Raw genomic sequence first — 23,184 nt, 5'->3', positions numbered from 1 at the left:
TATCAAAAAAGAAAGGACAAATTTCGTCCTTTCTAGATCTTAGCTTTTCTTCAACCCACTACAGTTGACAAAGAGCCGGAATTTTTTATACTATTTCTAAATAATAACTGGGAGTCAGTTTTACTTGTTTAATCTAACTCATTTCTCACGCACTGCAAAGCTGCTCCAATTATCTGGTGCATATCGTAATAACGATAGTGTCCTAAACGGCCACCAAAGATAACATTGCCTTGCTCATCAGCCAATTTTTTATATGATTTATATAAATGATTATTACGATCATTATTTACTGGATAATAAGGCTCATCACCTTTTTCCCATGTTTTAGAATATTCTTTAGTAATGATAGTCTTTGCTTGATTTCCAAACTCAAAATGTTTGTGTTCAATAATGCGAGTATATGGGGTATCAGCATCTGTATAGTTGACAACTGCATTTCCTTGGTAATTCTCCATATCCAAGGTCTCGTTTTCAAAACGAAGACTACGGTACTCTAGTTCACCCAACTCATAGTCGAAGAATTCATCAATCATACCCGTAAAGACAATCTTAGGAAAATCTTTCAGGTATTGCTCTTTATTCGCGAAGAAATCAACATTTGTTTCTACATCAATGTTTTCATGATTTAACATTTTTTCAACTATTTGAGTATAGCCACCAATTGGAATCCCTTGATAGGTATCATTAAAATAATTGTTATCATAGGTCAGGCGTACTGGCAAACGGCGAATAATAAAGGCTGGAAGTTCCGTAGTTGGCTTGCCCCACTGTTTCTCTGTATAGTCTTTGATTAATTTCTCGTAGATATCTGTACCTACTAGAGATATAGCCTGTTCTTCCAGATTTTCAGGAGTTTTACCATTTAAAACAGCACGTTGCTCCTCAATCTTAGCTTGCGCTTCTGCTGGCGTTACAACTCCCCAAAGTTTATTAAAGGTATTCATATTGAAAGGAAGGTTATAAATCTCTCCCTTATAATTTGCAACTGGGGAGTTTGTGTAACGGTTAAACTCTGCAAACTGATTTACATAATCCCAGATTTCCTTATCCGAAGTATGGAATATATGAGCACCATATTGATGAACTTGAATTCCTTCCTCTTCACGAGTATAGATATTACCCGCGATATGATTTCGTTTTTCAATGACTTTTACTTTTTTTCCTTTTAAGGCTGCTTCATGGGCAAAGACTGCACCAAAGAGACCAGCACCGACAACAAGATAATCGTACATCTTATGCTCCTTTGGAGTTTATTATCTGCCTCTTTTATTAGACTAGAAAATCATTCTACTACTTATCTCACTTCTTGTTTGTAAAATTCTTTCAAAGCATCTTGCCAAGTTGGAATAACAAATCCAGTAGCTTTGGCTTTAGTCAGGCTCATCGTTGAGTTTAGGGGGCGTTTAGCTTTTGCTGGAAATTGACTGGAATCTACTGGCTTGATTTCCACATCTGTATCTTTCAAAATTTCAACTGCAAAATCATACCAAGTTGTGTCTTCTGTCGCATCATTTGACAAATGATAATAACCAAATTCCTTGCGATTTTCAGCTAAGTAGGTCATGAACTCAGCCAAGGTACGAGTCCAAGTCGGACGACCGTGCTGGTCATTTACAACTGTTAAAGTCTTATGATTTTTCGCAAGATTTTGCATGGTAAAAACGAAGTTTTTGCCATAATTTCCAAATACCCAGGCAGTACGGATAATATAGAAATTAGATACATGCTTCTCAACTAACTCTTCTCCCATACGCTTAGTGCGTCCATATTCTGTCTGTGGATCTGGTTTGTCATCCACTTCCCACTCTTGTCCAACTGGTTTCTTACCGTCAAATACATAATCTGTAGAGATGTAGACTAGAGTTGCACCATGCTTTTCGGATGCTTTTGCGACATTTTCTGTCCCCGTAACATTGATGGCAAAGTCCAGTTCTTTTCCTTCATCTTCTGCTGCATCAACAGCTGTGTAGGCTGCACAATGGTAAACTAAAGTCGGTTTCACCTCTTCAAAAACTTTCTCCACCATTGCTGCATCGGTAATGTCCATCTCAGCCACATCTACGGCAACGTATTCTTCATTACGCTCATCCAACAAATAACGGAGTTCAGTTCCTAATTGGCCATTAGCTCCTGTAATTAAAATCATATCTATAGCCCTTTCTAATATGTAACCCTTTCCAATATAGCAATAAAAAGCAGTTATTTCCTGCTTTTTATAATGTAATAATCTCCTGAGTCTTAGCATAATTGGCTTCAACAGCTTCTTTCTCTGCTTTCCACCATTCTTGATTATCTGCATACCACTTGATTGTTTCCTTGAGTCCAGCTTCAAAGTTAGTAAATTCTGGTCTCCAACCTAATTCATCACGGAGTTTGCTTGCATCAATCGCATAACGAAGGTCATGTCCTGCACGGTCAGTCACATGATCATAGGCATCCGCAGCTTGTCCCATTTCCTTAAGGATAAGTTCCAAAACTTCCTTGTTGTTCTTCTCGCCATCAGCCCCAATCAAGTAGGTTTCACCGATTTGACCTTTTGTTAAGATTGTCCAAACACCTGAAGAATGGTCATTGGTATGAATCCAATCACGAACGTTCTTACCTTCACCGTAAAGTTTTGGCTTGATTCCACTTAGGATGTTAGTAATCTGACGTGGGATGAATTTTTCAATGTGTTGATAAGGACCGTAGTTATTTGAACAGTTAGAAATCGTTGCCTTGACACCAAATGATCGTACCCAGGCTTTGACAATCAAGTCTGAGGCAGCCTTGGTTGATGAGTACGGAGAACTTGGATTGTATTTTGTTTCAGCAGTAAATTTCTCACCTGGACCTTCACCATGACCTGGTAAATCCTCACGTAGAGGGAGATCCCCATAAACTTCATCTGTCGATACATGGTGGAAACGAATATCGTATTTTCGAGCTGCTTCCAAAAGAGTATAGGTTCCGATAAAGTTAGTATGGATAAATGGCGATGGATCATTGAGCGAATTGTCATTGTGGCTTTCCGCCGCATAGTGAACGATAGCATCTGCTTGAGCTGCCAACTTGTCTACCAACTCTGCATCCGCAATGTCCCCAACAATTAACTCAACACGATCACCTAAAATTTCCTCAATATTAGCGCGGTTCCCAGCATAAGTCAATTTGTCTAATACTGTCACATGAACATCTGGAAAATTCTTGTAAACATAGTGGACAAAGTTGGAGCCGATAAAACCAGCTCCACCTGTCACGATAATTTTTTTGTATTCAGTCATATTCTTTCCTTTTTACAAATCTTCTTTTTTCAAAGGTTTTACATCCTTAAGTAGTGGATGATTTTTATCTGCATCTGAAACCTCTGCTTCTGCAAGATTTTCCCATTCAATGCCAAGGCTTGGATCAGCGTAGTTCACAAAGGCATACTTGGGTTTGAGTTCAAGAGCCCAGTAATCATTGACCAGATAACTATAAGAAACTGTATCTGATAGGACTTGGAAACCATTAGCCACACCTCGAGGAACAAAAATTCCCTTGCTTGCATCAATGACCGTCTGATAGGTATTCCCAAAGGTTTCACCCTCGCGTAGATCAACCCAAGAACCCAGAACTTTCCCATCATCTGCTACAGAGATGTACTTATCCCAAGGTTCTGCGTGGAGGCCACGGAGAACATTTTTACGTGAGAAGGATATATTGTTTTGCAATTTTCCTTCTGCAAAGAAAGACTCTGGAAATCCAAGTGGGAGCATTTTTTCCTTTTGGAAATTTTCTTTAAACCAGCCACGATTATCACCATGAACAGGGATATCAAATTCCAACATGCCTGGAATAGCCTCAACCTTGCGAACCGCAAGCGTCTTACCGAAAAAATTATCTGTCATCTATGCTTCTCCAATCAAACGGAGCAAATACTGCCCGTATTCATTTTTCTTAAGTGGTTGGGCTAAAGCCAATACATCTTCGCGACTGATATAGCCCATACGGTAAGCAATTTCTTCTAAGTTTGCCACCTGAACATTTTGCATCCGTTGCACTGTCTCAATGTACTGCGAAGCCTCTAATAAACTTTCATGAGTGCCAGTATCCAACCAAGCAAAGCCACGTCCCATAACCTCAACGGATAAGTCTCCACGATTTAGGTAAGCCTTGTTAACGTCTGTAATTTCCAATTCACCACGCGGGCTTGGTTTTATACTTTTAGCAATTTCTACCACATCATTATCGTAGAAGTAGAGACCTGTAACTGCATAATTTGAACGTGGATGCTCTGGCTTTTCTTCAATAGAAATAGCGTTCATATCCTTGTCAAACTCAACAACGCCAAAGCGTTCTGGATCCTTCACATGATAGCCAAAGACAGTTGCTCCTGACTCCTTACTAGCGGCCTTTTGTAGCATTTTAGAAAGGCCAGGCCCATGATAGATATTGTCGCCTAAGATCAGAGCAACGCTATCATCACCAATAAATTCTTCACCAATAATAAAGGCTTGTGCCAAACCATCTGGACTCGGTTGCTCTGCATAAGACAATTGAATCCCAAACTCAGAGCCATCTTGAAGAAGCTCTTTGAATCGATGCAAATCCTGTGGAGTTGAGATAATCAAAATATCTCTAATCCCAGCCAACATCAATGTTGAAAGTGGGTAGTAAATCATCGGTTTATCATAAACCGGCATCAGTTGTTTTGATGCAGCTCGAGTCAAAGGATACAAGCGAGTTCCTGAACCACCCGCGAGAATAATACCTTTCATAGTGGGGTACCTTTCTTTGTTGTTTTAGAGTCAATTACTATTAATTGTGTACTGCTCTAAAAGGCAAATAACCATCACATTTTTTATATTATTATCTAAAAAATACAGAAAAACTCTTTTTTATCTATAAAAATTCACTTACTTCATATTACATTTAGCATAAAATGAAATAAGCGAATTCTACTTTGTTTGCATACAATTAAAAATCAATTCCTAGGAATGTTTCAAATAACTGTGTAAGAGGCATAATTTCACCATTTCTTAGTTTTTCAATGCTAAATTACATAGTAATCAGAGATCCATTAAGAATCTCTAACTTCCTCATCGTAAAAAAATGACAATAAGATACTTATTGATTTCAATTCATTAACAGAATACGAACTAGACAAGTGAGTTCGTCTCCTTAACAAACACTTCCAAGCGTTTACTTTCCTCATTCAGTCATCGTAATCTACAACTTACATCATCAGATAAGTCATACTCACCATTTATAATAGATAGAATATGTTGTTTTTCTTCAGTCTTCTCTTCAATAAGCACATTTTTAAAAATTACTGCCATTATTATCACCTCGCTGCAATTGTTAAAGTTTTGTTGCTTTATTCTATCAAACATAAGGCGCAAAAACAAGTCATAATTCGATAGAATAGCAATCCCCTCTACTGTCAAAGAAGCCATTTCTATCGAATTCGTTCAATTTTATTCCTGTTCTATTAAGAATTGATTATTTTATTAAAAATATACAATTCAGTTTTTCCGCCAAACTATTTTATCCACTATCCCTGTATAGCTCTGTATTATCTTAACAACTTTAGTAGAGACATTTTCCTCAACATAATCTGGAACCGGTAATCCAAAATCCTCATCTTCTGCCAAGCTAACAGCAGTTTCAACTGCTTGAAGAAGAGAATTTTCATCAATACCTGCCAAAATAAATCCTGCCTTATCTAGGGACTCAGGACGTTCTGTACTTGTACGAATACATACAGCAGGAAAAGGGTAACCTTGACTAGTAAAGAAACTACTTTCTTCTGGTAAAGTTCCCGAATCAGATACTACAACAAACGCATTCATCTGTAAACAATTATAATCATGGAATCCTAATGGCTCATGCTGAATCACACGTTTATCTAATTCAATACTGCTCTCTTTTAATCTTTTCTTAGATCGAGGATGGCAAGAATACAAGATTGGCATATTATACTTTTCAGCTAATTTATTAATTGCTGTGAAGAGAGAGAGAAAATTTTTATCTGTATCAATATTTTCCTCACGGTGAGCTGAAAGTAGGATATATCCTCCTTTTTTCAATCCCAAACGTTCATGGATATCTGAAGACTCAATGGCAGATAAATTTTTATGTAACACTTCTGCCATAGGAGAACCAGTTACGTACGTGCGCTCTTTAGGTAAACCACACTCATGTAAATACTTTCGAGCATGTTCAGAGTATGCTAAGTTAACATCTGAAATAATATCAACAATTCGACGATTAGTTTCTTCTGGAAGACACTCATCCTTACAGCGATTGCCAGCCTCCATATGAAAAATTGGAATATGTAAACGCTTGGCAGCAATAGCTGATAGACAAGAATTTGTATCCCCTAAAATCAATAAAGCATCTGGTTTAATTTGATTCATCAATTTGTATGAAGTATTGATAATATTCCCTACAGTAGCACCAAGATCATCTCCGACAGCATCCATGTATACATCTGGAGTGTCTAAATCTAAATCATCGAAGAAAATACCATTTAAATTATAATCATAGTTTTGTCCAGTATGTGCCAAAACAACATCAAAATACTTTCGACATTTAGTAATAACACTACTTAGACGTATAATCTCTGGACGTGTTCCCACAATAATCAATAACTTAAGTTTGCCATTATCTTTAAAACGAATATCACTATAATCTGTCTTAATTTTCATTTATTTCTCCACTTGATCAAAAAAAGTATCTGGATGGCTAGGATCAAATGACTCATTAGCCCACATTACAGTAACTAGATTTTCTGTATCGGAAAGATTAATAATATTATGTGCATAGCCCGGTATCATATGTATTGCCTCAATCTTATCGCCCGACACTTCAAAGTTCAGAATAGGATATTCTTGTCCGTTTTCATCCAGCCCTATCCTACGCTCTTGTATTAAAGCACGACCAGAAACAACCATGAAAAATTCCCACTTAGAATGATGCCAATGTTGCCCTTTGGTAATGCCAGGTTTGGAAATATTGACAGAAAATTGACCTGTATTTTCTGTTTTTAATAGTTCTGTAAAACTACCTCGTTCATCTATATTCATTTTTAGAGGAAACTTAAACTTATCTACTGGTAAATAAGATAGGTAGGTAGAATACAATTTCTTTTCAAATGATCCTTGAGGAATTTCAGGCATAACTAAACTATCAGGCTGTTTTTTAAATGTTTCTAATAGAGAGACAATCTCTCCTAAGGTTGCACGATGAGTCGTTGGTACATAGCAGTAGTTTCCTGATGGACTAGGTAAGATTTGTAATCCATCTAGATCACAACGATGAGGATTTCCTTCCAATGCAGTTAGACACTCTTGTATCAAATCATCAATATATAGCAACTCCAATTCTACACTTGGATCATTTACTTGAATAGGCAAATCGTGAGCTAGATTATGACAGAAAGTTGCTACAGCAGAATTATAGTTAGGACGACACCACTTCCCATAAAGATTTGGGAAACGGTAAACTAAGACAGGTGCTCCCGTTTTCTTTCCATATTCGAAGAAGAGTTCTTCCCCTGCTAGCTTAGATTGTCCATATACAGAGTTCGAAAATCGGCCTTCTAAACTAGCTTGAGTAGAACTCGAGAGTAGAACAGGACAAGTATTTTCATACTTTTCTAAAATCTCTAATAATCTACTTGAAAAACCGTAATTTCCCTCCATAAATTCATCAGGATTCTGTGGACGATTGACACCAGCTAAATGGAATACAAAATCGGCCTTCTTACAATATTCTTCTAATAAAATCGGATCCGTATCACGATCATACTGAAAAATCTCTCCAATCTCTAAATTAGGACGAGTTCTATCTCGTCCATCTTTCAAAGCTTCCAGAGTACAGATAAGATTTTTTCCTACAAATCCTTTCGCTCCTGTGATTAAAATATTTTTAATCATGCACCCTCCTTGTTTTATATGCTATTTTAATAATCAACTCTCTCGACAATACATGATACATTATATATCCTTGATAATTTTAATGTATCTTAAAAGATTTTACATCTCTTCATCTGCTACCATATCACGAATTGCTGTCTGTATTTCATCTAATTCTAGCAACTTTCTTTTAACTTGCTCTACATCCATCAAATCAGTATTATTACTATTGAATTCTGTCAACAAATTTCTATTCGTACTGCCATCTTTGAAATACTTATCATAGTTAAGATTACGATTATCACTAGGAACTCTATAAAAATCACCCAAATCAATTGCATTTGCACACTCTTCATTAGTTAGTAGTGTTTCATACATCTTTTCTCCGTGTCTGATACCTATAATCCTAATATCTTGTTTTGAGACAAAAATTTCTGATACAGCCTTAGCTAAAACTTCAATCGTACATGCTGGTGCTTTCTGAACTAGTATATCTCCAGATTTTCCTTCTTTAAATGCAAATAAAACTAAATCTACTGCTTCTTCCAATGTCATGACAAAACGTGTCATGCTAGGTTCAGTTATTGTAAGATCATTTCCTTGCTTAATCTGCTCAATCCAAAGAGGAACTACAGATCCACGGCTACACAGAACATTCCCATAGCGAGTAACACATATCTTTGTATGCTCAGGATTTACCGTCCGTGACTTAGCAACAGCAATCTTTTCCATCATAGCCTTGGATGTTCCCATAGCATTAACAGGATACGCCGCCTTATCTGTAGAAAGACAGATAACTTTCTTTACACCAGCTTCGATAGCTGCAGTAAGGACATTCTCAGTTCCCAAAATGTTAGTTTTTACTGCTTCTACAGGGAAAAATTCACAAGAAGGTACCTGTTTCAGAGCAGCAGCATGAAAAACATAATCCACACCATGCATAGCATTTTTTACCGAAGCCAAGTCCCGCACATCTCCGAGGTAAAAACGGATTTTCCCAGCTACTTCTGGTGCTTTTACCTGAAACTCATGACGCATATCATCTTGTTTTTTTTCATCTCGCGAAAAGATACGAATCTCTGAGATATCTGTTTCTAAAAAACGCTTGAGAACTGCATTCCCAAATGAACCTGTCCCTCCTGTAATTAGAAGAGTTTTTCCTGTAAATTGTGACATATTATTTTCCACCTTTGGTCTTGTTTAAATCTTCTTTAATCTGTGTAGTAGAAATTTCTTCAGTACGAGGTAAATATACTACTTCTACGCCCTCATCTTTCAAAAAATCAAACTTACCTTCCCAATCATCACCAATAACAAAGATATCAGCATAATACTTCTTTACATCTTCTCGTTTTTGTTCCCATGAAATCTCAGGAATTACCAAATCTACATAACGAATAGATTCAAGCAAAATTTTACGTTGTTGATAATCAAAATATGAAATCTTATCTTTTTGAAGATTAAATTCATCAGTAGATAGACCTACTATTAAATAATCTCCCAAATCTTTAGCACGCTTCAATAAATTGATATGACCGTAATGAAGCAAATCAAAAGTCCCGTAAGTAATCACTCTCTTCATTTTTCTTCCTTTCCATATGTTCCTAAATCAATCAAATATGGTCTATGCCCAACACGTTCTTCTAAAGGTGGTAGCTTCATGTACTCACCATAATGTGTAGTCAAGTATTGATGAAAATCACCAGGTAATAAAATTGTGATTTCTTCAAATTTATGTTCAATTAAGGGATATAGTGTTGTTTTTAGAACATACTCTACATTTCTTACCGGAAAATCTAAACAAGCCAATGCAGATTGATTTGTTCCATTATATAATCTAGAAAATTGATCAATTTTTTTGAGTATTAAACTTTTAGGAATTAATCTTAAGCTATAATAAATGCATCTCCTTAGAATAGCTTTTAAAGCTTGAATCAAATTCTCAGGAGCCTTAGAAACAGTTGGCAACATCCTCATCACATATAACTTTTTATAAAACTGTACCGCTTTAAATTGTCTCTCATTTTCTGACTCATTATCTGGAACCTCATCAAATGGAAAAATATCTACATAAATACCACTTTGTGTTTTTAAATTCCTTTGGGCATACTCTAAGAACAAAGTCCCTTTTAACATTAGTTTACTGTAAGAATAGGGTGATTTTCTATCAGAGGAGGGTGATTGTAAATAAAACTCTTCTCCTAAATACTGTTCAGCTACTCTCAAAAAGTTATCATAATTCTCACGTGTCATACCAACATCAATATCGTCATCCCATGGTATAAATCCTTCATGACGTATTGCTCCAAGAGCACTTCCACCAATTAAAAAATACTCTATCTTTTCTTTTTTACATATTCGAATAATTTCTTTTAATATTTTGAGTTCAAGCTTCTGAATCATATCTAATTCATCTGCGCTGTAATTAATCATTTAAAATTCCACTTTCTAAAGAAATAGCTACACCGTATTTCTTTATATTTTTATATTATAGACCACTCTTGTAATGTTTGCAAAGTACAGACATAAAGAATATAAAATCAAAATCAGTTAAATAAATTTGGCAAAAGCGCCTCATAAAAATAGAGAACATTTTCTCTTAGATACCACCAAAAACAAGTAGCACCTACAACTCCGAAAATAATATAAAGTCCGTTCTTTAATTTTATAAATGATCGTTGCATAAATGGTTGTAAAGCTGCAATGGCTATAAAATTTAAAACAACAGTAAAAATTAAATAGCGAGTAAATGCTGTACTAAACATAATTAGGGGTAAAAAAATTGTACTAAAAATGCTATGTTGATACGCCAAGTTTATAAAATTGGTCACTTCCTGAGGGACATTTGAAACTGTTTTTGCAATCTTTCTGAGGTTAATACTAATTAGTAGGTTGAAAACATAGTAACTATCATATAATATAAAACCAAGACGAGTCGATTTCGCTGTATAATACATAACACGACTTTTAGTTGCCTCACTCCCTAGCAGTTCAAATATTTTAGTCAAGTAGCTAGAATTATTACCTACCAATAGATTAATAATAATTAACACTGTAGATATAAATACCAATGCCCATAGCATCTTACTAGTATTTTTTTGTCTATAAAAAATAACAAATGGTAAGAAATAAATAATAGATCCATGAAACAGAAACGCTATGAACATCAATCCTATGAATATGAATCGATGATTTTGTGAAAGATAATAATGCGCTATAATTGCTACACTAGCTGCTAAAAAGAATCTTAGAACTTCTAAAGTATAAAAGAAATAAAAAAGAGATAGTAATAAAATCAGAAGATTATAATTACAATTCAATTTTTTAGCAACAAAATAGAAACATGCTGAGGAGAAAAGGAAAATACATGCTAAAAAAACTTGAAAAGATATGGAATGATGTGAAAACCAATCTGCAAAAAAATTATACGCATGGTCTGAAAAATAAAGACTACTTTTTCCTATAGCATATCTTGCACGATAATGAGTTAAATCTGAAAATCCTTCTCGGATATTTCCTGCATAGATAAAAAACAAAACTAACCAAGATAAAAAGGCTAGGAAATTTATACGCATCCTATTGACAACGACTAATAGATTTGTTAAAAAACTTATATAAAATAAAGCTGAAATCATCTACTTCTTTTGAATCCTTTCTTTACAAAATCTAATGCTTGAAAAACAAATATATCTCGCGTCAACAAGCTCAAACCAAAGTAAACTATTATCCCAAGAACGATTTGCTTAATAGTTGTTCCATAATTAGCTGGATACCCTCTGAATGGAACAATAATAATTATCCCCATTACCATAGAATAAATAAGATATTTAAATAATGACTTCAAGATAGGTAAAATAGGTATATCCTTTGACATTATATAGTATTGCACTATAACAGAAGAGGTAAGTGATACTATAGTTGCTAAACATACACCTACTACTCCAAACCTTGGAGCAAGCAACAAATCTAATAGAATATTTAAAATTGCAGCTAAAGTATTGGAAAAAAATAAAACTTTTGTTTTATTAACTGCAACAAAATACTGACTACCTGAGACTCCTAGCAAAGCATTGCCAACAGCAATAGGAGCAAGCCATTTAAGAGCATCCATAGATGGCATAAAACTTTCACCTAAAAACCACGGAACAAAAGTATCTGCAATAGCATAAAGACCAATCGACAATGGAACAGCTAAGAACAAAGAAAACTCAGCTGCAGTTATCAAATACTTTTTCATATTTTCTAACCGTCTATTACGAAATTCATTTGCTATTCGTGGCATCATAACAGAATTTAATACTACTATCAAAGAGAGTGGTATCTGTATAATCTTCTCCGCATTACTATAGTAAGAAACATTACTGATTCCAGAACTTAAAGATCCTAGAACAATTTTATCAGCAGATAGCATAATTTGCATGATGATACTTGGTAAAAATAGTTTGAGACTCCCTAAAATAATCTCCATAAAACGATGAATATTTATCTTTGGTCTACTAATAAACATCCTTAATTGACTATAGGCTGATACATTTGCTACCAAAACAGAGAGTCCATATATGAGTACATATAGAGTTAAATCTGTTTCGCTTTTTACAAATAAGAAGGTCGCTATCGTAAATAATAACTTAGCAATAATGTTTTTTAATACAACATACTGCATTTCCTCTAAGCCACGATAGAACCAAGTACAGTCAAGAATAGATCCGAAAAGCCAAATAGAGAACAGCTGAAAATAAACTTGATAATTTGAATTTATGTTAGAAAAAATATACAAGAATAACAGTGAAAAAAATCCTAGAATAATCTGAATAGCTAAAATACTCCAAAATGTCTCTGATAGTTCCTCTTTATTATCTCTAGTATAGGCACATTCGCGATTTCCATAGTGACCAATACCTAATAAACCTAAAGTGTAAACCAAAGTAACGATTGAATTGACATAATCATAAATTCCTAACTGGTGTGCGCCTAATACTCTAGCAACATATGGAGTAATCAATAGTGGCAATATTAAAACTACCACTTGATAAATTAAGTTATATAGATAATTTTTAGAAATTTTACTCAAAACTCTTCTCTCTCATTATTTTTTCAAAAACACTAATATATCCGATAATAAATTGCGGAATGTAGGATAATAAGTATGATACTTCAGTTGGAAATGAACTATTTGCATAAGAGTACCATCTTTTAAAATATCTCTACGTCTCTCAAGAACCATTGCCATATTTTCAAGTTGAGAAATTATTTTTATGTCTAAATGTTCTTTACGAGCCACATCAAGTAAGAAAACTGCAATTTGATAACTCGTATCCACTTCAACAACTCGCCGTTCACGATTAAGAGATTGATTAGGAGCAGAAGCACTTGTTTCGTGTCGACGGAAATGTATTAAGCGTTTTAAGTATAGATATAGAGTTCCTCTTATCATAGCTAAATTCCATAAAATATTATCATGGCCAAATCTATCTATATCATACTTTTCTAACAGAACTATTAACTCACGCTTAACTGCAAAAGTACATCCTGGTCTCATAACAGAAATACTCTTGTTTTTTAACGAAAATGGGACGATTGCACCATTATCTAACTCAACATCCCTAATCTTGATTTTATCATTTCTACCAAAATCGAGAATCTCATAGTTACTAGCCAATAGTTCTATTGACGGCGATTTATTAAACTCTTTTACCATTAGTGAAATTTTGTCTTTGTTCCAAACATCATCTTGATCACAAAGAAAAACTACATCTCCTGTGGTCTCTTGAAGCGCTTTTCTAAAATTTTTCCTCCAACCTATATTAGATGAGTTTTTAATCAATATCCAATGATCGAGATGATACTTCTGAATATACATATCAATCAGATCAACTGTATTATCTGTTGAACAATCATCAACAATAATAACTTCATCAGCCATTAAACTCTGAGTGCGAAGCGATTCTAGCTGCTCTAGCAAATAATCTGCTCCATTATAGGTTGTCATCGCAATAGATATCCTCATTTTTCCTCCATAAATTTCAAATGCTCTTCAACCATTGTTTCAATAGTGTAGTGTTTAATAGTAGATAAAGCATTTTGAGATAATTGAGCTCGTAATGAGTCATCCTGTAATACTTGGCTTAACTTTTGAAAAATAGCTTTCCAATCATCAACCCTATCAATAATATATCCATTGTAACCATTCGAAACAAGCTCAATTGCAGCAACACATGCAGATGTAGAAATAACAGGAAGCCCCTGAGACATTGCCTCATTTACAACAAGTCCCCAAACATCCGACTTTGTTGGTAAAACAAATATATCAGATAGCTTGTAGTATTGTTTCAGTTCAGATGTCTGTAAAAAATCAATAAAGTGAAAACGACTATCTTGTCCAATAAGATTAAGCAAATATTGTTTGTATTCACTATCAGGACTTGGGCCTACAATTAAACATTGTACATTGTCTGATAAATTCTGAACAGCCTTGATTAAAACATCCACACCTTTACCAGGGATGATTCTACCAACAAATAAAATTGTTTGTTTATTTGAACTGAATCCTAGTTTTTTTCTTAAAAATTGTTTTTCTTCCTCATCGACAATTTGATGTCGTATGTCTTTCTCTGATAACGAAGTAAATGAATACCGATAAATATTTTCTTTATTCACATGATAATGTGCTAAGAAATCATCACTGGACTGACTTGGGCTAAAATAATAGTAGGGTTTCGTAAGAATAAATTTTTTAAACCGGTATTTTAAAAAATTCTCACTTTCTGGTATCTTACCGCCATCAATTTCTAATATAAACGGTATCTTAGAAAATACACACTTTAAATAACCAAATAATTCTGTTCGATAAGAATAGTTAGTCAAAAAAATATAGTCATACTTTTCAGGAATTAAATACTGAAATATAGCTGAATTTAATTTCTTCTCATCGATATTGCCTTCACTTAAAAAAATAGCTGTAAAATTTTTAAAAGTCTCACGGTAATCAAATCTAATATCTTGAGCTCCTGTTGCTTCGAAAATAACAGTTAACTCTACAAATTTCCCAAGCTGATTATAGAAATCCACACGATAAGGCGACGGAATATTAGTTACAAATAATACTTTTTTCATGATTTATCTACAATTCTTTCATAAGTTTTTGTTAACTTATTAACCATATCAGACAGGTTATAACCCTTAGCAATAATTTTATCAACTGCCCCATTATCCCGTCCTTTGGTCTCCAAAATCGTCTTACACCAATATTTAATTGTTTCATCCAATGATAAAAAACGTATATTATCAGTTAAATTAATCTCATTTGGAACATTATCAGAAACTACTAATGGTAAACCATTGACTTGCATCTCTACCATAGCTATACTAAAACCTTCAAAAAGAGATGGGAAAACACCTACATCAAACACATTAATCAGCTTATTCACATTGGAAGATTCGCCTAAAAAACTAATCTTATCCAATATTCCTAATTGATTTGCTTGCTTTTTAATAGCCTCTTCCAATTCTCCCTTACCTATGAGAACAAGATGAGCATCTTCCCTTTCATTTACAACTTCCACAAAAACTTTAAGAAGAAAATCATGGTTCTTCTGATAATCAAATCGTCCTACATGACCAATAACAAATTTATTTTCTAAATTCAATTCCTTGCGTAAATCTTTAGATAATTGTGGACTATAGATGAACTTTTGAACGTCAATAGCATTAGGAATAACTTCAAAAGAGTGATTACCATACAACCACTCTCCTGCTTTTTCCGAACAAGCCCATAGGTGAGTCGCATATTTCGGAATTTGCTTCTTGAATTGGTCATTCAAAAACCTCTTCAATAAACTTTTGTTTGTATAGTTTGTATTATGGCAATGTGAAATACGAATAGGAATGTTACACTTTTTTGCAATAGATAAGATTGTACTATTTCCTGCATCAGCATGCGCATGAACTACATCATATTTACCATTCAGCATAATTTGCTTAATTTGGCGGTAATTTTGTAAAGGATTCTTTCCTCTAGCAGGAACTCTATAAATTTTCCCCCCAAGATTTAAAATATCCTCATCACGTACACCTGTGGATAATGTATGGACTAAAAAATCAATTTGAATTTTTTCAGAATGCATTTTTTCATAGACATTCATCATAAAGGTAGACACACCACCTCTATCCATAGTCCCGCCATTCACATATAAAATTTTTATCATCTCTACTCCAGTTCCACTAATATAACTTGAGTATATTTTCCACAAAATACTCCTTTGACAAATTAAAATTAGGATTCCTTTTACATTGACTCACTTCTTTTAGGGACTCTAGTATAGAAGTAACTGTTCTATCACTACACACTATACCATACATATGTGTACTTTCTATACTCCCACCAGTTGGGTAGCTCACAACTGGTGTTCCACAGGCAATAGCTTCTAAATTAGTTGTAGGATAATTATCCTGTGTTGTTGGATTGATAAATACATCTGCCAATGTGTACCAAGCAGAAAGTTCTTCCACGCTGTCTGTTGTTGTCAGACCAATAATCTCTTTAGGAAGTTTAGTCAATTGTTCTTTTGATAATCCTATCAAAACTAATTGTTGATAAGATTTTAGCTGTACAGATAATTCTAATAAATCATCCAATCCTTTACGCTTATCCCAGATAGAAGCCACACCAAGCAATACCTGTTTTCCTTCTAAACGGAATTTTTTTCTCAATTCTTGAGCCTCTAATAACCTTGGTTTAAATATAGTAGTATCAATACCATTATGAATGACTGTTACGGGATATTCTTTCAAAAATGAATTTCTTACCAAATTTGCCAACCACTCCGATGGCGTAATAAGCGTTAAATTTGGAATCCCTGTAAACAATTGTTTTTTACGTTTAAAATTTCTAGATGAAAAATCAGTTAATGACTTTGGATAATCGTTTTTTTGACTTGAATGATAGCACCGTCCATTTTTCTCACATTCTAAAGTATCAAAGTAAGCACCATGTCCCGTAAAAGCCCAACAATCATGTAAAGTCCATAAAATCTTCTTTCCACATGTCTTTAAATAGGAAAATAATTCTCCTACATGAATATAGTAGCCATGTAGATTATGAAGATGAATGATATCAGGATTATATTCTTTCACCCAAGTGATAAATTTCCTAGTTGCCGCTTTACTTCCAAAACCAGCATTATCAAAAATTCGAGCTTGTAAGACATGTCTATTTACGTCCACTCTAGAACCTATTTTAACCGCGTAATCTCGATACTGTGTCGGCACATGCTCACGTCCATATGCAATCTTAACTTCATGACCCTTTTTTGTTAAAGCGGTTGCGATATCCGTACAAATTCTTCCTGTACTCCTAATACCACAAACACTATTAATCATTAAAATTCTCATGAGGAAAATTCCTCTCTCAAATAATTTTCTAACTGTGTCATAAACTGCTCTTTAGAAAAGTGCTTCTCATAGTAATAACGAGCTTGCTTTCCTAACTCCTTTTGTTCTTCTACAGATAACATACTGAACTCACAAATATTTTGTGCCAATTGTTCCACATCTTGTTCAGGACTGACAAAACCACACTTTGCTTCTTCTACAATTGTTTTAGTATCTCCTGAAATTGCACCTATAATTGGTTTCCCTGCTGCCATGTAAGATTGTACCTTCCCAGGTATAGTACGAGAAACTATCGAGTCTCCTATTAAAGAAACTAACATAGCATCTGATTTTTTATAGAAGGTAGGCATTTCTTCCAAAGAACGTCTTCCATAAAAGGAAACATTCTTCAACTCCAATTCATAAGCTAATGCTTTCATTCTTAACAATTCCGTACCATCTCCAACAAAATGAAAATGAATTTTCTTGGGTAAATCGGCATTCTTTTCTATCAAGCTGGCAGCTTTCAAAATAGTTTCCAAATTTTGTGCTTTACCAATATTACCAGCAAAAGTTAAGTCAACACTTTCTTTATTAACTTTCGATTCATCAGGGATAAACAGATCTTCTGCATATTGTGGCAAATAAGTAATCTTTTGTTCTAATATATCAAATTGTTTCACAAAATAATTCTTAAATGATGGACTAGTTACAAATATATAATCACTAGCTCGATAAACTTTTTTTGAGATAAATTTAAACAACTTGAAAATCAAGCCATCTTGTTTCACTCCCCCTACAGTTAAACTATCTGGCCAAACATCCATACAATATAGAAACAGAGGCTTCTTGTACTTGTTTTTATAAGCCATACCAGCCCATGCCATCATAACTGGAGACGATTGATTTACAAAAATACAATCAAATTCTGATCCATCTTTTGCTTTATACTGTCCTAGTAGAACCCCTATCGAGGAACTGATAGCAAAACTAAAATAATTTAATATCCTATGTAAAGTACTTTTTCCCCTCGGAATTGTATATGAACGAAAAACAGTAACTCCTTCTATAGTCTCTCGTCTATTTTTGTTATTCCGATAATCCGCATATATTTTACCTTCAGGATAATTAGGAATTCCTGTCAAAACAGTAACTTCATGGCCTCTCTCAACAAGATCCTCACAAATATCTGATAATCTAAAAGGTTCTGGTCTATAATGTTGACTAACAAATAAAATTTTCATCGTACAACTTAACTCTCTTTTTGACTCCCCTCTACAATTCCTTTACGTTTCAGCACATAAGGTATTGTTCTTACTATACATCTAATGTCCATTAGCAACGATTTATGTGTCACATAGTATCCATCCAATTCAGCTTTCATATCTGTTGATAGATTATCACGACCATTGATTTGCGCCCATCCAGTTAGTCCGGGTAAAACATCGTTTGCACCATATTTTTCTCTTGCCTCTATTACATCACGTTCACTTACCACTACTGGCCGAGGACCTACAATACTCATATCACCAACAAGAATATTACACAATTGAGGTAATTCATCTAGAGATGTTTTCCTTAAGAAAGCACCCACTCTAGTAATCCACTGCTCTGGATTTTGTAAATCTCGAGTTGCCACATATTTTGGTGACTCCACTTTCATAGTCCGAAATTTAAAAACATAAAAAGTTTTTTTGTGAATTCCAAAACGTTTTTGTTTAAATATTACCGGTCCTTTTGAATCAAACTTAATCGCAATTGCAATTAGGATAAAAAATGGACAAAATAACGTTATCGCTATTAAAGATATAGATATATCTCCTAATCGTTTTAATATACTATACATAAACTATCTCTCACTATAAATTCAAAGTTCATCTTATTTCCATTTATTAAATTAAACATATCAACCCATTAGACCACAAAAACTCAAGATATATTTGGTAACTCAATGATTTTATAAAAATGTAATCATTTTATCCGCTATAACAACTAAAAATTTTCTTCATCCTAAACAAAATTTATTTGCTTCAGTAATATATGACTTCTCAATAATGGATTAGAAGGTTTAGTTCAGTTGTACTTCCAAACAAACCGAATATTTTTTAAAAAATATCGTTTTCTAAAATTTCAATCAATATATAAGTTAGTCAACCAACAGGTATATTCTATAAGATTGGGAGGGTTATATTGTAGCCCCCTTTCCATGCCAGACTCTCTAACTTCATTCTATTTTTTCCCGTAATTCCCGTAATTACCATAACCACCGTAAGAACCATATTTTTCGCGTTGAACATCAAATTTATTGAGAACGATACCTAAAAATGGTTTCCCTGTTTGTTCTAGCTGGCTTTTAGCTTTTTGCACTTCTCTTCGTTTTGCAACTCCGGCTTCTACAACTAAGACGGACGCATCACACTTTTGAGTGATAATTGCTGCATCAATAACAAATCCAATAGGTGCTGTATCAACAATGATATAATCAAAATATTTACGCAAGGTTTCAATCATATCATTAAAATTTTTACTTTGTAACAAGGCTGTAGGGTTTGGTGATATAGATCCCGATTGAACTACAAATAGATTTTCAATATTTGTATCACATAACCCGTGAGATAAATCAGTTGTCCCAGATAAAAATTCTGTTAACCCTGTAATTTTTTCACGAGATTTAAAAACTCCTGACATAACCGAATTTCGAATATCGCCATCGATCAAAAGAGTTTTATAGCCTGCACGCGCAAACGACCATGCTATATTTATAGAAGTAGTTGATTTTCCTTCCCCAGGGTTAACAGAAGTAACAGAAATTACTTTTAGTTTATCCCCACTCAACTGTATATTTGTACACAAGGCATTGTAATATTCCTCTGTCTTCTTAATGAACTCCAGTTTTTTTTGTGCTATTTCTAATGTCGGCATCTCTCTCTCCTATTTCAACTTATCCAAGTTTGGTACAACTCCCAAAAGTGTCATCTGCAATGCATCTTCGATATCCTCCGGACGTTTCACACGAGTGTCCAAAAGTTCAAGAAGAAGAACTGTAACACTAGTTCCAATTACCCCAGCCAAAAAACCAATTAGTGTATTGCGTTTAATATTTGGTGAAGACGGTGATATCGCCGGTCTTGCCTCCTCCAGTGTTGTCACATCAGAAACACGAGTAATACTGATAATTTTTTGAGCAGCTACTTCTCTCAAAGAGTTAGCGATACGGCTTGCCTCTTCAGGAACTCGATCATTAACTGAAATAGAGACAATACGGGTATCAACTGGTACTGTCACTTTAATTTTATTAGCCAAACCTTTTGGCGTCAAATCTAGTTTCAAATCAGAAACAACTTTCTCCAAAACATCCTGCGATAGGATAATTTCACGATAGTCTTTAACCAAGTATGATCCTGCCTGCAAGTCTTGATTGGTTAAACCAGACTTCTCTCCTTGATTACGGTTAACTACATAAATCCGAGTCGTACTAGTAAACTCAGGTTTGATAACAAAAGTACTGTAGGCAAAAGCAACTGAAGAAGTTATAATTGCCACTAATAAAATGACTAACTTTCTTTTCCATAAAGTTCTGAATAGTTGAAATACATCGATTTCCAAAGTGTTTTGATCTTTCATATTTTCTCCTAAATTAATTGATCCATTATAATTTTTCTGGGATTTTCTACAAAAAGTTCTTTCGCTTTTTTCGCTCCATATTTCTTAGCAATGATATTGTATGCCTGTTCCATATATGGAGGTCTACTGTCTAAATTGTGCATGTCACTTGCAACTACATGAACTAAATCACGTTCCAAAAAATACCGAGCTCTCTTTTTCATAAATTTATATCTTTCACCAAAGAGCTTAGGTTTTAAAACATGATAACTATTTATCTGAGTATAGCAACCCATATCAATCAGTTCGCGAACGCGTTTTTCATTATTCTCTAAAGCATCATAACGTTCAATATGAGCAATTACTGGTGTGATTCCCAACATCAAAATATTGCTCAATCCCGTATGAATCTCACGATAGGGAGTATGCATGCTAAACTCAATCAAAGCATAACGGCTATCATTAAGAGTAGGAATCTCTTTTCTTTCTAGCTTTTCTAGAACATCCAGAGTATAGTATATCTCTGCGCCATAAGCAATGACTAAATCATCTGCTACTTCTTTTGCAATTTCACGAACCTTAATAAAATTTGTTGCAATTTTTTCTTCTGGAGTCTCAAACATCCCTTTTCGACGATGCGAAGTAGACACAATCATTCGAACTCCTTGATTATAAGCTTCTCTTAAAAGCGCCTTGCTATCCTCTATCGACTTTGGCCCATCATCTACATCAAAAACGATATGCGAATGGATGTCTATCATTTCATTTACCCTCCATCACATCCTGTATAGCTGCTTTGACAGTAGCTAAACTACTCTCATCTATTTCCATCATATAGAGGTTACTGTCTGGCATTGCATAAGAAGGAAGATCCATCCGACCTGTCCCTTTTAAATCTTGAGAATTTACTTTATAATTTCCTCCACTTTCCAACTGAGTATTCACTAGATCCATCATAGTCTCAATCGGCATATTTGTTTGAAGAGAATCCTGCAATCCTTGAAGAATACTACTATAGTTTTTCAAGGCCTCTGTAGAAGTTAACTTCTGAATAATTGCTACAATGACCTTTTGTTGGTTTCGACCACGATCACGGTCTCCATCGGCTAGTGAGTAACGTTCACGTACAAAACCTAGAGCTTGATCAGAGTCTAGATGGACATTTCCTACTGGAAAATGGAACTTCCCATTTAGAGCTGAAAACTCTTGATCGTTATGAACATCTACCCCTCCCAATAGGTCAATCAATTTCAAAAATGAGGTAAAATTCAAACGAACATAATAATTAATATCTACACCATAAAGGTTCTCTAGGGTATGAATAGATGAATCAACCCCGTATATACCAGCATGAGTCAATTTATCCTTTTGATTGTTTCCACCATCAGCAATAGGAACATATGAGTCTCGTGGAGTTGTTGTAAGAAGGATTCTCTTCGTATCCCTATTGACCGTCATCAAGATATTAACATCTGAGCGCGAAACTGAACTAATGGCACCGTAAGTATCAATACCACTAACATAGATATTAAAGAAGCGATCTTTAGATACCTTAGGGGTCTCAACATCCTTGGTCATTTTTTTAGTGTAAATTTTCTTAATTTTAGAAGCATAATCTGGATACTCTGCCTCAATAATATTCTCAAATACACTATTTAAGACAATGGCTTTGGTCTCTCCAGAAATCAAACTTTTATAAGTTGACAAGTAAGAAGTACTTTTATCAACCGTCAAATCCTTATTTTGACTCGTCTTAATATCAGAGATTAGCTTTTGAATATTCTCATTATCCGTACCTGTTGGCCCCATAACACTGGATAATTGTGTGACATTATTGATATCACTATCCTTTAAAACGACGACACTGAGAGAATACTCTGAATAATTTGAAGTTGCATTAATATGACTTGTAAAGCCTATAAATTGCTGCAGAGTAAATAAAGAAACAGAACTCACTAAAACAGCTAGTGTCAAAAAGAAAATCGTGAATTTTTCTGCTTTTTTATAGATTATTAATAGTGCGGCAGTCACAGCAACCATCAAGGCAAAAACTGCGACCACTATATTAACGTGCCTGAAAGCAAGTATATTGTACTTAAAGATTAAGAACAATAAAAAACCAACTAACAATAAATAAATAGTCAACAAAACTATATTAACACTTCGCTTCACTTTCTGTGAACGTGATTTTTTAAAACGTCTACTCATGATTAACACCTATACATTTAATGTTACCATTATATCACTTTTTTACGATAAATTCTACATTTACCGAGTTTATAAACATTCTTAGATATAGGTTATTTGGACATCATAAACACTTATACTCTTC

At 34.3% G+C, this 23,184-nt stretch carries 22 protein-coding genes; all 22 read right to left on the bottom strand.

Annotation, left to right across the window (positions count from 1 at the left end; all coding sequences use genetic code 11):
• Positions 1-128 precede the first annotated feature (128 nt).
• Complete coding sequence (gene glf / locus N8L33_RS07860) at positions 129-1,232, bottom strand: UDP-galactopyranose mutase (RefSeq protein ID WP_261059520.1); 1,104 nt, start codon at positions 1,230-1,232, stop codon at positions 129-131.
• Between the two features lie 62 nt (positions 1,233-1,294).
• Entirely contained in the window at positions 1,295-2,146 is an 852-nt protein-coding gene (gene rfbD / locus N8L33_RS07855) for a dTDP-4-dehydrorhamnose reductase (RefSeq protein WP_261059519.1), read from the bottom strand.
• A gap of 67 nt (positions 2,147-2,213) precedes the next feature.
• Positions 2,214-3,263 carry a dTDP-glucose 4,6-dehydratase gene (rfbB, locus tag N8L33_RS07850; RefSeq protein WP_261059518.1) on the bottom strand — a complete coding sequence of 350 codons (1,050 nt, stop codon included), beginning with the start codon at positions 3,261-3,263 and terminating at the stop codon, positions 2,214-2,216.
• A gap of 12 nt (positions 3,264-3,275) precedes the next feature.
• Positions 3,276-3,869, bottom strand: coding sequence for a dTDP-4-dehydrorhamnose 3,5-epimerase family protein (locus N8L33_RS07845; protein ID WP_261059517.1), 594 nt, complete (start codon positions 3,867-3,869; stop codon positions 3,276-3,278).
• Positions 3,870-4,739, bottom strand: coding sequence for a glucose-1-phosphate thymidylyltransferase RfbA (gene rfbA / locus N8L33_RS07840; RefSeq protein WP_261059516.1), 870 nt, complete (start codon positions 4,737-4,739; stop codon positions 3,870-3,872).
• 747 nt (positions 4,740-5,486) lie between these two features.
• Positions 5,487-6,671: a capsular polysaccharide biosynthesis protein Cps4L gene (gene cps4L / locus N8L33_RS07835; protein ID WP_261059515.1), complete on the bottom strand. Its 1,185-nt coding sequence runs from the start codon at positions 6,669-6,671 to the stop codon at positions 5,487-5,489.
• The gene (gene cps4K, locus N8L33_RS07830) at positions 6,672-7,901 is read right to left on the bottom strand and encodes a capsular polysaccharide biosynthesis protein Cps4K (RefSeq protein ID WP_261059514.1); all 1,230 of its coding nucleotides are present in this window, start codon (positions 7,899-7,901) and stop codon (positions 6,672-6,674) included.
• Positions 7,902-8,000: 99 nt separating this feature from the next.
• Positions 8,001-9,056: a capsular polysaccharide biosynthesis protein Cps4J gene (gene cps4J, locus N8L33_RS07825; protein ID WP_261059513.1), complete on the bottom strand. Its 1,056-nt coding sequence runs from the start codon at positions 9,054-9,056 to the stop codon at positions 8,001-8,003.
• Between the two features lies 1 nt (position 9,057).
• Positions 9,058-9,462, bottom strand: a complete 405-nt coding sequence (gene tagD / locus N8L33_RS07820) for a glycerol-3-phosphate cytidylyltransferase (RefSeq protein ID WP_000832257.1) — start codon at positions 9,460-9,462, stop codon at positions 9,058-9,060.
• A complete protein-coding gene (locus N8L33_RS07815; RefSeq protein WP_000611639.1) occupies positions 9,459-10,313 on the bottom strand; it encodes a LicD family protein in 855 nt (284 codons plus the stop codon). Before N8L33_RS07815 ends, tagD begins: the two co-directional genes overlap by 4 nt.
• Before the next feature lie 113 nt (positions 10,314-10,426).
• Positions 10,427-11,515: an EpsG family protein gene (locus tag N8L33_RS07810; protein WP_261059512.1), complete on the bottom strand. Its 1,089-nt coding sequence runs from the start codon at positions 11,513-11,515 to the stop codon at positions 10,427-10,429.
• On the bottom strand, positions 11,512-12,951 hold the full coding sequence (locus N8L33_RS07805; protein WP_261059511.1) for a flippase: 1,440 nt from the start codon (positions 12,949-12,951) through the stop codon (positions 11,512-11,514). The genes N8L33_RS07810 and N8L33_RS07805 overlap by 4 nt, the downstream gene beginning before the upstream one ends.
• Before the next feature lie 15 nt (positions 12,952-12,966).
• Entirely contained in the window at positions 12,967-13,869 is a 903-nt protein-coding gene (locus tag N8L33_RS07800; RefSeq protein ID WP_398577084.1) for a glycosyltransferase family 2 protein, read from the bottom strand.
• 14 nt (positions 13,870-13,883) lie between these two features.
• Positions 13,884-14,993: a glycosyltransferase family 4 protein gene (locus tag N8L33_RS07795; RefSeq protein WP_261059509.1), complete on the bottom strand. Its 1,110-nt coding sequence runs from the start codon at positions 14,991-14,993 to the stop codon at positions 13,884-13,886.
• A complete protein-coding gene (locus tag N8L33_RS07790) occupies positions 14,990-16,084 on the bottom strand; it encodes a glycosyltransferase family 1 protein (RefSeq protein WP_261059508.1) in 1,095 nt (364 codons plus the stop codon). Before N8L33_RS07790 ends, N8L33_RS07795 begins: the two co-directional genes overlap by 4 nt.
• Before the next feature lie 16 nt (positions 16,085-16,100).
• Positions 16,101-17,258 (bottom strand): glycosyltransferase, encoded by a 1,158-nt coding sequence (locus N8L33_RS07785; protein WP_261059507.1) that lies wholly within the window; start codon positions 17,256-17,258, stop codon positions 16,101-16,103.
• Positions 17,259-17,266: 8 nt separating this feature from the next.
• Positions 17,267-18,493, bottom strand: a complete 1,227-nt coding sequence (locus tag N8L33_RS07780; protein WP_261059506.1) for a glycosyltransferase family 4 protein — start codon at positions 18,491-18,493, stop codon at positions 17,267-17,269.
• 8 nt (positions 18,494-18,501) lie between these two features.
• A complete protein-coding gene (locus tag N8L33_RS07775) occupies positions 18,502-19,095 on the bottom strand; it encodes a sugar transferase (protein ID WP_261059505.1) in 594 nt (197 codons plus the stop codon).
• A gap of 383 nt (positions 19,096-19,478) precedes the next feature.
• Entirely contained in the window at positions 19,479-20,171 is a 693-nt protein-coding gene (locus N8L33_RS07770; RefSeq protein WP_261059504.1) for a tyrosine-protein kinase, read from the bottom strand.
• Between the two features lie 9 nt (positions 20,172-20,180).
• The gene (cpsC, locus tag N8L33_RS07765; protein ID WP_261059503.1) at positions 20,181-20,873 is read right to left on the bottom strand and encodes a capsular polysaccharide biosynthesis protein CpsC; all 693 of its coding nucleotides are present in this window, start codon (positions 20,871-20,873) and stop codon (positions 20,181-20,183) included.
• A gap of 8 nt (positions 20,874-20,881) precedes the next feature.
• The gene (gene cps4B / locus N8L33_RS07760) at positions 20,882-21,613 is read right to left on the bottom strand and encodes a capsular polysaccharide biosynthesis protein Cps4B (RefSeq protein ID WP_261059502.1); all 732 of its coding nucleotides are present in this window, start codon (positions 21,611-21,613) and stop codon (positions 20,882-20,884) included.
• Position 21,614: 1 nt separating this feature from the next.
• Positions 21,615-23,060, bottom strand: a complete 1,446-nt coding sequence (cpsA, locus tag N8L33_RS07755) for an LCP family glycopolymer transferase CpsA (RefSeq protein WP_261059501.1) — start codon at positions 23,058-23,060, stop codon at positions 21,615-21,617.
• Positions 23,061-23,184 lie beyond the last annotated feature (124 nt).

This window comes from Streptococcus mitis, from assembly GCF_946188695.1.
Lineage (GTDB): Bacteria > Bacillota > Bacilli > Lactobacillales > Streptococcaceae > Streptococcus > Streptococcus mitis_DF.
The sequence above is the reverse complement of the archived record's forward strand: the minus strand, read 5'-3'. Positions and strand labels throughout refer to the sequence as shown.